Origin of the sequence: Arthrobacter agilis (assembly GCF_030816075.1) — a bacterium.
In the GTDB taxonomy this organism is placed as follows: domain Bacteria; phylum Actinomycetota; class Actinomycetes; order Actinomycetales; family Micrococcaceae; genus Arthrobacter_D; species Arthrobacter_D agilis_E.
Genome location: NZ_JAUSXO010000001.1, coordinates 2,628,374 through 2,641,382 on the forward strand (window position 1 = coordinate 2,628,374; position 13,009 = coordinate 2,641,382).

General features: G+C 70.3%; 10 protein-coding genes and 1 pseudogene. 5 read left to right on the forward strand and 6 right to left on the reverse strand.

The annotated features are described in order from the left end of the window. Nucleotides 1–18: 18 nt before the first annotated feature. The gene (locus tag QFZ50_RS12240; RefSeq protein ID WP_307084517.1) at nt 19–1,302 is read left to right on the forward strand and encodes an FAD-binding protein; all 1,284 of its coding nucleotides are present in this window, start codon (nt 19–21) and stop codon (nt 1,300–1,302) included. A gap of 77 nt (nt 1,303–1,379) precedes the next feature. Here the strand turns inward: QFZ50_RS12240 and QFZ50_RS12245 are convergent, their stop codons facing one another. From QFZ50_RS12245 to yczE, 3 genes are all read right to left on the reverse strand, one after another. Next, entirely contained in the window at nt 1,380–3,743 is a 2,364-nt protein-coding gene (locus QFZ50_RS12245; protein WP_307084519.1) for an HAD-IA family hydrolase, read from the reverse strand. A gap of 136 nt (nt 3,744–3,879) precedes the next feature. Next, nucleotides 3,880–4,740 (reverse strand): MBL fold metallo-hydrolase, encoded by an 861-nt coding sequence (locus QFZ50_RS12250; protein WP_307084521.1) that lies wholly within the window; start codon nt 4,738–4,740, stop codon nt 3,880–3,882. Between the two features lie 271 nt (nt 4,741–5,011). Then, nucleotides 5,012–5,632, reverse strand: a complete 621-nt coding sequence (yczE, locus tag QFZ50_RS12255; RefSeq protein ID WP_307084523.1) for a membrane protein YczE — start codon at nt 5,630–5,632, stop codon at nt 5,012–5,014. A gap of 91 nt (nt 5,633–5,723) precedes the next feature. Here yczE and QFZ50_RS12260 point away from each other — a divergent pair. Next, a pseudogene (locus QFZ50_RS12260) lies at nt 5,724–5,888 on the forward strand (GntR family transcriptional regulator); the annotation flags it as partial. 235 nt (nt 5,889–6,123) lie between these two features. Continuing rightward, a complete protein-coding gene (locus QFZ50_RS12265) occupies nt 6,124–7,104 on the forward strand; it encodes an aminotransferase-like domain-containing protein (protein ID WP_307086798.1) in 981 nt (326 codons plus the stop codon). 411 nt (nt 7,105–7,515) lie between these two features. Here QFZ50_RS12265 and uvrA read toward each other — a convergent pair whose 3' ends face one another. From uvrA to QFZ50_RS12280, 3 genes are all read right to left on the reverse strand, one after another. Next, nucleotides 7,516–10,038, reverse strand: a complete 2,523-nt coding sequence (gene uvrA, locus QFZ50_RS12270) for an excinuclease ABC subunit UvrA (protein WP_307084524.1) — start codon at nt 10,036–10,038, stop codon at nt 7,516–7,518. 292 nt (nt 10,039–10,330) lie between these two features. Further along, nucleotides 10,331–11,104 (reverse strand): CHRD domain-containing protein, encoded by a 774-nt coding sequence (locus QFZ50_RS12275; protein ID WP_307084526.1) that lies wholly within the window; start codon nt 11,102–11,104, stop codon nt 10,331–10,333. Between the two features lie 414 nt (nt 11,105–11,518). Then, nucleotides 11,519–11,641, reverse strand: coding sequence for a hypothetical protein (locus QFZ50_RS12280; protein WP_307084528.1), 123 nt, complete (start codon nt 11,639–11,641; stop codon nt 11,519–11,521). 499 nt (nt 11,642–12,140) lie between these two features. Here QFZ50_RS12280 and QFZ50_RS12285 point away from each other — a divergent pair, with 499 nt between their 5' ends. Both QFZ50_RS12285 and QFZ50_RS12290 read left to right on the forward strand, forming a co-directional pair. Further along, nucleotides 12,141–12,497 (forward strand): YciI family protein, encoded by a 357-nt coding sequence (locus tag QFZ50_RS12285; RefSeq protein ID WP_307084530.1) that lies wholly within the window; start codon nt 12,141–12,143, stop codon nt 12,495–12,497. 211 nt (nt 12,498–12,708) lie between these two features. Beyond that, a complete protein-coding gene (locus QFZ50_RS12290) occupies nt 12,709–12,984 on the forward strand; it encodes a hypothetical protein (RefSeq protein WP_307084532.1) in 276 nt (91 codons plus the stop codon). The last annotated feature ends 25 nt before the right edge of the window (nt 12,985–13,009 follow it).

Below are 13,009 nucleotides of genomic sequence, written 5' to 3' on the forward strand. Positions count from 1 at the left end.
GGGCAGGCAAGGACCACCATGATCGAGGAACAGGTACGGGATCGGCTCAACTGGGCGGGCAACTACGAGTACCGTGCCCGGACGATGGAACACCCCACCTCGCTCGCGGAGCTGCAGCGCGCCGTGGCCGGAGCCTCCCGCATCAGGGCCCTCGGCTCGCGCCACTCCTTCAACGACATCGCCGACAGCCCCGGGACGCTCGTGTCCCTGGATGTCCTCGATCCGGGCGTCGAGATCGACGACGACGCACTCACCGTCACGGTCGCCGCGGGCCTGCGCTACGGCGTCCTCGCGGAACACCTGCAGCGCCGAGGCTTCGCGATCCACAACCTGGCCTCGCTCCCCCACATCTCGGTCGGCGGTGCCATCGCCACCGCCACCCACGGTTCCGGTGACGCCAACGGCAACCTCGCCACGGCGGTCGTCGGGCTCGAACTCGTCACGGCATCCGGCGACGTGCTCACGGTGGCGAAGGGCGACGCCGACTTCGACGGCATGGTGGTGAACCTCGGCGCGCTCGGCGTCGTCCATCGCGTGACCCTGCGCATCGAACCGTCCTTCGACGTGCGCCAGGACGTGTTCACAGACGTGCCGTGGGACGCCGTCCTCGCGGACTACGACGCCGCGACGTCCTCCGCGTACAGCGTCAGCCTGTTCACCGACTGGTCAGGCGACACGATCGGCCAGGCCTGGCTCAAGACCAGGATGGACAGCGGCACGCCCGCACCCCGCACGTTCTACGGAGGCGTGCCCGCGGACCGTGCGTACCATCCGGTACCGGGCGTCGCCGCGGACCACTGCACGCAGCAACTCGGTGTGCCCGGGCCATGGTCGGACCGTCTCGCCCATTTCCGCCTCGCCTTCACCCCCAGCAACGGCGAGGAACTGCAGACCGAGTACCTCGTGGGGCGCGAGCACGCCGTCGCCGCCATCGAGGCCATGCGTGCCCTCGCACCCAGGCTCACGCCGCTGCTGCAGGTCTCCGAGGTGCGGTCGATGGCTGCGGACGACCTGTGGATGAGCAACAACCACCAGCGGGCCGGGATCGGCCTGCACTTCACCTGGAAGCCGCTGCAGCCGGAGGTAGAAGCCCTCCTGCCCGAGGTGGAGTCCGCACTGGCACCGTTCGGTGCGCGCCCGCACTGGGGCAAGCTGTTCGCGGCGGACGCCGCGCAGCTCGCGCCGCTCTACCCGCGGTTCGAGGATTTCAGGGCCCTTGCCCGGCGGATGGACCCCGAGGGCAAGTTCCGCAACGTGTTCCTCGACCGGACCGTGTTCGGGGATTCCACCGTCCCGGCCTGACCTGGAGACCCCGGACACGGGACCGGCCGGCCGCGGAACGCAGCCGACCGGTCCCTTCGCATATGGGCTACCGGTGCTCAGCGGGTGGCGCCGGCACTGACGGCCGGCTCCGGTGCGAGGAGTTCGAGCACCTCGGACCAGGATTCGACGACCGCGACGACTCCGACGTCCTCGAGCTGGCGTCGTCGCTCCTCGCGCTCTTCGGGTGCGACGAAGCAGACATTGCCGATGGTGGGACACCCGGCCGCGACCGCCGACGTCGCACCCGTCACCGAGTCCTCGATGGCGAGGGACGCGTCGGCGGACACCCCGAGCTGCTCGAGGGCGAACAGGTACACCGCAGGGTCGGGCTTGCTGACGGGCTCCGGCATGGAGTCCTCCGCGCTGAACACCCGGTTCCCGGGGAAGAAGCGCCCCAGGTCCGTGGCCTCGAAGGAGGCCTGGAGCCGCGAGGTGGCGCTCGAGCTGACCACTGCGAGCTCGAAGTGGCGGCTGAGTTCCTGAAGGGCGTGACTGATCTCGGTGTCGGGCTCGAGGGTGGAGCGCAGGTGCTCGCTCACCACGTGCTTCTCCTCCGAGATCCACTGCTCCAGCTCCTCGTCGCCGAGCTGTCGGGCCGGGCCGGGCCACTCGCTGTCCGGCTCGGTCAGCTCGGCGGCCACACGCCGGAAGTTCTTCCCGAGCGTCGCCTGGCGCAGTTCCTCCGGCTCGAAGCGGACGGGTACGCCGACGTCCTCGGCGAGCCGGTTCGTGACGTCGGTGGACGCCTCGAAAGCGATGTCCTCGGAGGGGAACAGGTTGCCGTCCGCGTCACACAGGATCACGCGGACAGCAGCCGGATCGAGCCGCGACGGGGCGGTCCCCGCACGGGCAGAAGCTGCGCCCGCGTCGGACGCGGCCCCGGCGTCGGGGCGGGCATCAGGGTGGGCATCGGGGTCGGCATCTGTACCGGCAGACGCACCGGTCACGGCGTCGAGGACGGCACGCACTCCCCGGGCGTCCAGCTGGTCCACGAGCTCCTGCAACTCCTCCACGACGTCCTTCCGGTCGGCGAGATCGGCGAAGACCGAGGCGTCGCCGATCCACTCGTCGAACCGTCCGTCCTCGGCGAGTGGGCGCATCTCGTCAGCCCGGGCGTCCTGCACGTCGTACTCGGCCCCCTGCTCGTCGACGCCGCGCAGGTAGCGGAACCAGCCTGCGATGGTCAGCAGCAGCATGCGGTGGGCGCTGTTCTGATCGAGCGCCGCGAGCAGGGACGGCAGCACGTAGTCGGGGACCTTCGTGGAGCTGCGACGTGTGAGCCGCTCCAGCTGGTCCTCCATGGAGGCGTTCGACAGCCTGCCGAGCAGGGAGTCGCGGTACTCCCCGAGGTCGATCCCCGGGACGGCCGGCAGGAGCGGGATGACCTCGTCCAGGAACGCGGTCAGGAAGCCGCGGACGACGTCGTCGGCCATGGCCTCCGCGGTGGTGCGGTACCCCAGGAGGAGGCCGTAATAGCCGAGCGCGCAGTGGCCTGCGTTCAGCAGGCGGGTCTTCATGAGTTCGAAGGGCTCGACGTCGTCCACGAAGTGCACGCCGACCTCGTCGAGGGGAGGCCGCCCGTTGCAGAAGGAGTCCTCGATGATCCACTGTGCGAAGGGTTCGGTGAGCACGGGCCAACCGTCGTCGAGGGCGAACCGGTTCACGATGGCGTCCCGTTCCCCGGGCGACGTGGTCGGGGTGATGCGGTCCACCATGCTCGAGGGGAACGCGCCCTCGCGGTCGATCCACTCGGCCAGGTCGGCGTCCCGCAGGCGGGCGAGGGAGACGACGGCGGTGCGCGCCACCTCGCCACCGCGCTGCATGTTGTCGCACGGCAGGACGGTGAACGGCGGGAGCCCCTGCTCGCGGCGACGACGCAGAGCCTCCACGATGTAGCCGAACACGGTGGCGGGCCGCTCCGGGTGCGCGAGGTCCTCCGCGATGTCCTCGTCCTCGGCCTGGAACTCCCCGGTCACGGGATCCACGTGGTAGCTGGAGCCGGTCACGGTCAGGGTCACGAGCCGGGTGCGTTCGCTCGCGAGCGTGGCGAGGACGGCCTCGGGGTCCTCGGGCGCGTACAGGTAGTCCACCATGGAGCCGATGACGCGCGCGGAGTCCTCCTCCGCCCCCCGTTCGATGACGGTGTAGAGGTTGTCCTGCCGCTCGAGCACGTCCTTCATCTCCCGGCGGTGCAGGCCGACACCGATCACGCCCCAGTCCATGGCGAGTCCCCTGCCCGCCAGTTCGTCGAAGTAGACGGCCTGGTGGGCACGGTGGAATCCGCCGACCCCGAAGTGGACGACGCCGTGGCGCAGGTCGGCGGGGTTGTAGGCGGGGAGCTGCACCGGCAGGTCGGCGGTGTGGTGCTCGGGGTTCTCGAGGACCTGGGGCAGGGGTGTGAGCATGGGGCGTTCCGACATAGCGGCTCCTTCAGGAGAACTTCGAAGGGCCGCTGCTAACCCGTCCGTCTATGGTTCAAGCGTAGGAACACGGCAGAGACCGCTACAACCGCCGCCGGTACGATCGAGATCACACGTCGGATCCCGGCTGTGCGTGCTAATGCTTGCGCGTCAGCCAGCTCCAGTGGGCGAGCGTGCGCAGGCGGATCAGGAGCGCCCGTGACTGCTCCGGGCCGTACGGCAGGATCGGGATGGCCTTGGTCATGTCCACCGAAGCCTCGTCCATCGCCGTCCTCGTGACACGGATGGCGCTGCGCATCTTGTTCAGCTGGGTGACGACCTCCTCGACGGCGACGGGCTCGCCATGACCGGGCACGAAGACGTCGTAGAGGTCCTCGAGCGCTGCCATCTTGCCGAGTGTGCGCACCCAGTCGATGGGGAACGAGTCCTCGAAGACCGGATCGGCACCCTCCTCCACGAGGTCTCCGGTGAAGAGGACGTTGCCCGCGCCGACCAGGAGGTCATGATCGGTGTGGCCCCGGCCGAGATGGAACAGCGTCACGGACACATCGCCGAGGTCGAGGTCCACGGGCTTACCCTCCACCAGCCGGTTCGCAGGCAGGATGCCGGCGTGTGCGCCGTCGCCTGCAGCCATGGCGGGCTCGACGGCGGCGACCAGTGTGCGCTGCTCCTCGCCGGTCTCCGCCTGGACCGCACTGCAGCGCGACGTCGCCCAGAACTCCTCCACACGCTGGGCTGCGAAGTAGCTGTTGCCGAAGAAATGGTCGGCATGCGCGTGCGTGTTGACCACGATCAGCGGCAGCGCGGTGACATCCCGAACATGGGAGTACACCTCCGCGGCGCTGATGGGCCCCGCTCCCGTATCGACGACGAGGGCCCTCTCGGTGCCGACGACGAGCCCGACGTTCATCCGGAACCCTGCCCGCAGCATGTAGATACCCGGTGCGAGCTCGCGCCAGGGGCTGCGGGTGTCGGCGCTGGGGACGTCGGTGGTCATGAATTCCTCTCGCTTACGGCAGGGGTTCCAGTCTAGGTCGGCCCGCACCGGATGCCGACGAGACGCGGCGTGCGCCTACCTCCTGCCGGGGTCGGCCGGGCGACGGGTCCGGGGCCGCGCTGCGTGCGCCGGCATCGGCTCCATGCCTGCGGACGACAACCGCAGGCACCACGCTTGCTGTGGGCACCGACGTCGGCCATCTGCGGGCGGACGACTACCGCAGGCACCACGCTTGCTGTGAACACCGACGTCGGCTTGACGACGTCGGGCTTCACGCGACGGCGGCGTTGGGCCTCGCGCCGGGACGCTCGGGCACGCGGAAGATCGGCAGCGCGATGTTGATGAGCGGGCCGATGAGGAGCGCGAAGGCGACGGTGCCGAGACCGACCGACCCGCCGAGCAGCCAGCCGAGCACCAGCACGGTCCCCTCGATCGCAGTGCGGACGAGCCAGATCGGCAGGCCGAACCGGGTATGCAGGCCGGTCATGAGGCCGTCGCGCGGTCCGGGGCCGAGGCGGGCACCGATGTAGAGCCCGCTCGCGACTGCCAGCAGCACAAGCCCTCCCGTGAACAGCAGGATCCGCGCCCAGAGCCGGTCCGGCTCGGTCAGGATCGCAAGCCCCACCTCGGCGCTCGGCCCCACCAGCAGGACGTTGAACACCGTGCCGACGCCCGGGCGCTGCCGGAGCGGTATCCAGAGCAGCAGGACGATCAGCCCGATGATGTTGGTCATGAAGCCGAACGGGATGCCGGTCCGCAGCGATCCGCCCTGGCCGAGGACATCCCAGGGTGACACACCGAGCGTGGCGCGGATCATCATCGCGAGGGAGAACCCGTAGAGGAAGACACCGATCATGAGCTGCAGGCCACGCCGGGCACCGAGGAACGTCATGAGTCCAGTAGATCGGCTGATTGGACTTACTTCAAGAAGCCAATTGTGTCATCGTGGCCTTATGATCGTTCTTCCGGCCCGTCGACTCACGATGGAGCTCGGCGCCTGGCGTACGTCCGGGCCCGCCTACGGCGCTCTGGCCGACCGCATCAGGCTGCTCGCCCTCGACGGACGGATCCCGCTGGGTGCACGTCTGCCGGCCGAGCGCGAGCTCGCCACGCAGCTCGGCGTCAGCAGGACCATGGTGGCCGCGGCGTATGCCCGCCTGCGGTCCGCGGGATATCTGGAGAGCACGCGGGGCTCGGGCAGCGTCGTCGCCATGCCCGGACGCGGCGCGCCGACCGTCGACGGCGGGGACGGCATCGTCCTGGACCTCAGCAAGGCGGCCCTCCCCGCAGCACCGCAGGTGGGCGAGGCGGCTTCGAAGGCTGCCCGCGAGCTCCCCGCCTATCTGAACGGCAACGGTTACGATCCCGCTCGGACTCCCCCGGCTGCGACAGGCCCTTGCCGACAGGTATGCGGCGCGCGGCGTCCCGACATCGCCCGGTCAGATCATGGTGACGCTCGGCGCCCAGCACGCCATCTCGCTGCTCGCCCGCATGCTCCTCGCCCCGGGGGGCACGGCGCTCGTCGAGGCACCGAGCTACCCGCACGCCTACGAGGCGCTCCGTTCGGCCGGGCGACGCCTCGTGCCCGTCCCGGTCGATACCGCGCTCGGCTGGGACGATGACGGCCTCGAGCAGGCCTTCCGGCGGGGTCGCCCGGCGATGGCCTACGTCATGCCGGACTTCCACAACCCGACCGGCGCCGTCATGCCCGTCGACCAGCGTGAACGGCTGATGGCCGCGGCGGAGCGGCAGGACACCGTTGTCGTCGCGGACGAGACGATGGCCGAACTGAGGATCGACGGGAACGCCCTACCGCCCCTGGCAGCCTACGGACCGGCGGTCCTGATCGGATCGATGGGCAAGACCGTGTGGGGCGGGCTGCGGATTGGCTGGATCCGAGCGGACGAGGCCCTGATCCGCCGGCTCGTCCAGTCACGGTACGCGCAGGACCTCGGGACGCCGATCCTCGAACAGCTCATCGCCCTCGAACTCCTCGGTAGCTACGACGAGCTGCTGCGCTTCCGTGCGAAGCAGCTGGCCGAGGGTCGTGGCCAGCTCGAGGACCTCCTCCACGAGGCGCTGCCGGACTGGAAGGTCCCGCACGTCGCCGGCGGCCTCTCCACCTGGGTGAACCTCGGCGCGCCGGTCAGCTCCCAACTGGCCCTCGCCGCCCGCGACCGGGGGCTGCTGCTCGGCGCCGGCCCGCGCTTCGGCATGGACGGCGTCTTCGAACGCTTCCTCCGGGTGCCGTTCAGCTACCCGCTCGAGGACACGCGCCTCGCGGTCGGGATCCTCGAAGCCGCATGGCGGTCGCTCGACGACAGGGTACCGGGGCGCACCGACTTCGCGCCGGCACTCGTGTAGCTGCTGCGGCTCCGGCCACGGTATGGCCTGCTGCCACGGCACTCGTGTAGCTGCTGCGGCTCCGGCCACGGCACTCGTGTAGCTGCTGCAGCTCTGGCCACGGCGTGGCCTGCTGCCACGGCACTCGTGTAGCTGCTGCAGCTCTGGCCACGGCGTGGCCTGCTGCCACGGCACTCGTGTAGCTGCTGCAGCTCTGGCGGCGGTGCGCACCTTTGCGTCGGCGGCCTTCAGGCGGTCGCTCCTGGTGCCGCGGAACAGGGGCGAGACCCCTCACACCACCGGACGGCCTTCGTTCCGGCGCGCGTCGAGGTGCAGCACCAGCACGTCGTGTCACATCACCGGAGGCCCCTCGTTCCGGCGCACGCTCGACGCAGCGGCACAGGAGGGACGGCGCAGCGGCACGACGTCGTGTCACGCCACCGGACGGCCCTCCAGATGGGCCGCGAGGTAGCGGGCCGTGACGCTCGTACCCGACCGGAGCGCCGCCACGTCCTGCGGCGTGCCCGTCGCGACGATGCTCCCGCCCGCCGAACCGCCGCCGGGACCGAGATCGATCACCCAGTCGGCCGCTGCTACGACAGCCATGGTGTGCTCCACGACGATCACCGTGTTGCCAGCCTCCACGAGCTTCCGCAGCTGCGCGAGGAGCAGGACGACATCCGCGGGATGCAGGCCGGTCGTCGGTTCGTCCAACAGGTACAGCGTGTGCCCGCGTCGTGCGCGCTGCAGCTCGGTGGCGAGTTTGATCCGCTGCGCCTCACCTCCCGACAGCTCGGTGGCCGGCTGGCCGAGCCGCAGGTACCCGAGCCCCACCTCGCGGAGCGTGGCGAGCGAACGGGCCACCCCCGGGAGATCCGCGAAGAACAGCGCGGCGTCGTCGACCGTCATCCCGAGGACATCGGCGATGGTGCGCCCCCTGAGCGTGACCGTCAGCGTCTCCTCGTTGTAGCGGGCGCCATGGCATACCGGGCAGGGCCCGTAGCTCCCGGGGAGGAACAGGAGCTCCACCGACACGAAGCCCTCGCCCTGGCAGGTCTCGCAACGGCCGCCCTGCACGTTGAAGGAGAACCGACCGGCACCGAACCCCTTCGCCTTCGCCTCGGGAGTCGCCGCGAAGGCCTTCCGTACCGCATCGAAGAGCCCTGTGTAGGTGGCGAGGTTGGAGCGTGGCGTCCGTCCGATCGGCCTCTGGTCCACGCTGACCAGGCGGTCGATGTCCTCGAGCCCCCGGACGCGTCCGACGACGGTGGCCGCCCCGGGGGGGTCGTCGTCCGCCTCGACGTCACTCGGCGTCTCATCCCGGACATGGGCGCCGACCGCTTCGGCGAGCACCTTGCCCACCAGCGTGGACTTGCCCGAACCGGAGACACCGGTCACGGCGGTCAGGACCCCGACGGGGAAGTCGGCGTCGAGCCCCCGCAGGTTGTGGCGGTGGATACCCTCGAGCCGCAGCCAGCCTGCGGGCTCCCGCGGTTCGCCCTCTTCCGTCGTGGCCGGGGCTGTTCGGGCGAGGAAGGGGGCCGTCACGGACGCGGGCACGTCGGCGAGCCCGTCGGCGGGCCCGCTGTACACGATGGTGCCGCCGCCCTCCCCCGCTGCAGGGCCGACGTCGACGATCCAGTCCGACCGCCGCACGACGTCCATGTTGTGCTCCACCACGAAGACGGTGTTCCCGGCGTCCTTGAGGGCTTCGAGGACGGCGAGGAGCGGCTCGACGTCGGCCGGATGGAGGCCCGCGGAGGGTTCGTCGAGTACGTAGACCACGCCGAAGAGCCCGGACCGCAGCTGTGTGGCGATCCGCAGGCGCTGCATCTCGCCCGGCGAGAGGGTGGGCGTCGCCCGGCTGAGGCTGAGGTAGCCGAGGCCGAGGTCCACCAGGACGGCGAGCCGCTGCACGAGGTCCCTGCTGATGGTGACCGACACCTCCGTGCCCTCACCCGAACTGGACGACCGGTGTGCCGCGGTCGGATGTTCGAGGGTCGCCGCAGGTTCGAGGTGGGCGGCCAGGTCCTCCAGCGGCAGCGCGTTCGTCTCGGCGATGGTGAGGCCTCCGAACGTCACGGCGAGCGCCTCGGGACGCAGTCCGCTGCCCCCGCAGAGACCGCAGGGGCCCGAGTCCATGAACGGCAGCACGCGGTCGCGCATCTGCTGGCTCTGGGAGTCGTGCAGGGTGTGCATGACGTAGCTCTTCGCACTCCAGAACCGCCCCTTGTAGGGCTTCGCCACACGGTCGCGCTGCGGGGTGACCTGGACGACGGGTTGTTCCTCGGTGAACAGGAGCCAGGATCGTGTCTCCTCCGGGAGCTCACGCCAGGGGACGTCGATGTCGTGGCCGAGTTCGCTGACGACGTCGCGGAGGTTCTTGCCCTGCCAGGCACCGGGCCAGGCGGCGATGGCGCCCTCACGGATCGTGAGGGACGGGTCCGGGACGAGTGTCGCCTCGGTGACGTCGCGCGCCACGCCGAGCCCGTGACAGCGCGGGCATGCGCCCGCGGCCGTGTTGGGCGAGAAGGCGTCGGACTCCAGCCTGCCCGCGGCATCGGCGGGATACGTCCCGGCGCGGGAGTACAGCATGCGGAGTGAATTGGAGAGGGTGGTCAGCGTCCCGACGGTGGAGCGCACGCTCGGGGTGCCGCGGCGCTGCTGCAGGGCGACCGCGGGCGGCAGCCCTGTGATGGCCTGGACGTGGGGTGTGTTTCCCTGCTGGATGAGCCTGCGCGCATAGGGTGCCACCGATTCGAGGTAGCGGCGCTGGGCCTCCGCGTAGATCGTTCCGAACGCCAGCGACGACTTCCCCGAACCCGACACACCCGTGAAGGCGACGACGGCGTCCCGGGGGCAGTCGACGTCGACTCCACGCAGGTTGTTCTCACTGGCTCCACGGACCCGGACGAAGCCGTCACGGGTGCTCGTCTCCCAAGGGGCGGCTTTCATCGATTCGATCACCAACCCCACCCTACGGTCGCCCACGGGCGGGGATGACACGAGGGGCGGATCGGCCCACCTGCCCCATGGGGTGCCGGCGACGACCGCGTCCACCCGTGAGTGGATGCGGTCGTCGCCGGCCTCCGTTCTACCGGCAGGATTCCGTTCGACCTACAGGGTTCGGTCCTCCCTGCTGTCCGTCCGTTCGGCCGCCCTGCTCGGACCCGTTTCCCCGCCGGCACCCGTTCTCCAGCCGGTTCCGTTCTGCCTGTGGGGCTCCGCAGGACCCGGAGCTGTGCCCTTACGCCCTTGCGTGGCTCCGACGCACCGCGTAGGTGCCACCTGCCGCTGCCGCCAACACGAGGCCCCCACCGAGGGCGATCATCCCGAGCTGGCTGGAGGAGGACTCCACAGTGGCGCCCGTATCGGCCCCGCCGGACGGCATCGCGCCCATCTGGGTCTTCACGAGGGTGCCGCACAGCGCCGGCGAGGTCGCCCCGAGAGGCAGCGACGGGTCGAGATCGCTCGGGGCGTTGAACGCCTCCGGCGTCGACGGCGTGGTGGCGGGATCGAGTCCGTGGACGTTGAAGACGGCCCTGCCCGCGTCGAGTTCCGCCAGGGTGGCGGCGTCCACTGTGAAGGTGCGCTGGATGGCGTAGTTCCCGCCCTGCCCGCCCAGCTGGAGGTTCAGGGCTTCCGCCGGGCTGGTCGGTCCGGAGGTGGTGACCGTCGCGAGGATGCCACCGTAGCTGGGGGCGCTCTCGGTGACGCTGATGATGCCGTCACCGTTGGCGTCGTTGGCCGGAGTGGGGCAGACACCGGCCGCTCCGCCGTGGATGTGCTGGACGTGCGGGTACGGAGCGCCCTGGAACGTCTGGGCGAGGCCGGACACCTGGAGGTTGATCGTGGCCTGGTCACCCACGACGTCGAGGGTGACGGTGCCGCTTCCCGTCGTGCCGTTGAGCTGGCCGAGGGTCGACGAGTAGGTGCCATCGGCGGCCATGGCCGGAGACCCTGCCAGGGCGACGGCGCCGACGGCGAGGGCTGGTACTGCAAGCAGACGCATCTTGTTCATGGGATGTACATCCTTCACTGTGCGATGAGTACGGATCCGGAGCCGAACCCGCGGGGGTTTCGCTCGAGCGCTTCGTCGCGTACGTGCACTTCCCAGCAAGCAGATCCTGATCGGGACCTCACCGCGGCGCAGCTTCCTCGTTCCCCATCCTCCACCCACGGTCGCGGCAGGTGACAGTGCTTGCCGTTCCGCTGGGCGGTCTTTACAATTCCTGGGCATCGTCCGGAGCGATACACGCGAAGGAGGAGGAACCGCCGAAGTCCTCCCGCGCGCCGGCTGCTTGACGGACGGAATGACTCCCACGTCCGTGCACGAGGCTCTTCGGTGTATCCGGCGGAGTCCGCGAACGGGTTCGGGGACATCCTCCCGGGTGCTCCCACTATGCACCACCGCGGTCCAGGTCCACCCGGAACCTCACCTCAAGATTGCCCGGGCACGGGTGGGCAGGTGCTGGACGGCGCGCACGGGCTGCGCCACGGGCAGGACGGGCGACACCCCTCCGGCGGCCGGCTGCTTGACCGCCAAGGGGATGCCCACGGCCCCACCGTCGGGTGTGTCCGCTCTGCCGGACCGGCCGCATCACCGGGATGCGCCTGCTCCGACACTCCCAGTATGGGCACACTATGCTCACCCGGCGCCGATGACCTTCACCACGTGCGCCGGTCGGCGATCACAGCCGGGCACGCGCGTGCACTCTTGGTGCAGTGTGGCGCGCCCATCGACAAGGGCGCATCGGTAGCGGCCGGGGCGAAGGGCGAACGGTCCCCTCGCAGACCCCGACATTCGCGCGACGGGGACCGGGGCACCCTGTGAGGAGGAGCGGACGCCCCACCGACGACGGGTCCTCGTCCGGGCCCAGGGGAAACGACACCGCGGGTGAGGGCGCGGCGGCACGGATTCGGTACCGGACATAGCGAAGAGGCGCGGAGTGGGACGCGGGGTAGCGAAGCCCTGGCCCTGGTCCGGGCCTCCGGGTCGCGCCCCTGAAAGCGCGCCCCTGGAAGAGCGCCCCGCCGCAGATTATGATCCCGGGACTATGAAGTATCTTCTCCAGACCTTCGGCGCCGATGAGGAACAGCCGTCACCTGCCGCCGATGCGATGGCCCGGATGATCCAGCAGATGAAGGACATCGATGTCCGGCTCCGCAGTGCCGGTGAGCTCGTCGTCGAGCAGGGACTGGATGCGCCCGGGAACGGCTGGGTCGTCACCGACAGCGTGCGGCGGGGCTCCCACGCCAGGACGGCGGATTCGGTCCAGGGTTTCTGGATCGTCGACGTCGACACCGAACAGCGCGCACTGGATATAGCCCGGGAGATCAGCTCGATCGCTTTCGGTGCGCCGGTGGAGGTGCGGCTGTGCCTCGACGCACCGCCACCGCGCGACGGAGCGTAGGCACGCCCGCATCCGCATCGGGACCGGGACCGGGACCGGGACCGGGACCGGGACCGGGACCGGGACCGGGACCGGGACCGGGACCGGGACCGGGACCGGGACCGGGACCGGGACCGGCATGGATCATAGGCCGCGGGACCGCCCGGTGAAAGGCTCGTGGCTCCGTGAACTGCGGCTCGACCCCTGTGCCGCGCGTTCCTAGGGTGGAAGCATGGCTGACATCAACGAAGAGTTCCCCACGCTGGACGATCTCAACCCCGACAACGACGCCCTGCCCCGCCCCTCGCGCCAGACGCACGGGAAGTCCGACGACCACGTCGACGACGATGCCCTCGCCCTCGCCGCCGAGCGCGAGGAGGTGGCGATCGGCCTCAAGGACTATGTGCCCGACGACGTGCCGCCTGCCACGGATCCCCTGCCGGAGGGATCGTCGGCGGAAGCGGACCTCGCCCAGCGGGGGTTGCTGGGCGATCCCGACGGCGCCTGAGCCGCCTTCTCCGATTCGTTCCGCC

What these genes read in the sequence shown, in the direction of transcription:
- QFZ50_RS12240 (WP_307084517.1), top strand. Translation starts at nt 19, where the DNA reads ATGATCGAGGAACAGGTACGGGATCGGCTCAACTGGGCGGGCAACTAC.
- QFZ50_RS12245 (WP_307084519.1), bottom strand. Translation starts at nt 3,743, where the DNA reads ATGTCGGAACGCCCCATGCTCACACCCCTGCCCCAGGTCCTCGAGAAC.
- QFZ50_RS12250 (WP_307084521.1), bottom strand. Translation starts at nt 4,740, where the DNA reads ATGACCACCGACGTCCCCAGCGCCGACACCCGCAGCCCCTGGCGCGAG.
- yczE (WP_307084523.1), bottom strand. Translation starts at nt 5,632, where the DNA reads ATGACGTTCCTCGGTGCCCGGCGTGGCCTGCAGCTCATGATCGGTGTC.
- uvrA (WP_307084524.1), bottom strand. Translation starts at nt 10,038, where the DNA reads ATGAAAGCCGCCCCTTGGGAGACGAGCACCCGTGACGGCTTCGTCCGG.
- QFZ50_RS12275 (WP_307084526.1), bottom strand. Translation starts at nt 11,104, where the DNA reads ATGAACAAGATGCGTCTGCTTGCAGTACCAGCCCTCGCCGTCGGCGCC.
- QFZ50_RS12285 (WP_307084530.1), top strand. Translation starts at nt 12,141, where the DNA reads ATGAAGTATCTTCTCCAGACCTTCGGCGCCGATGAGGAACAGCCGTCA.
- QFZ50_RS12290 (WP_307084532.1), top strand. Translation starts at nt 12,709, where the DNA reads ATGGCTGACATCAACGAAGAGTTCCCCACGCTGGACGATCTCAACCCC.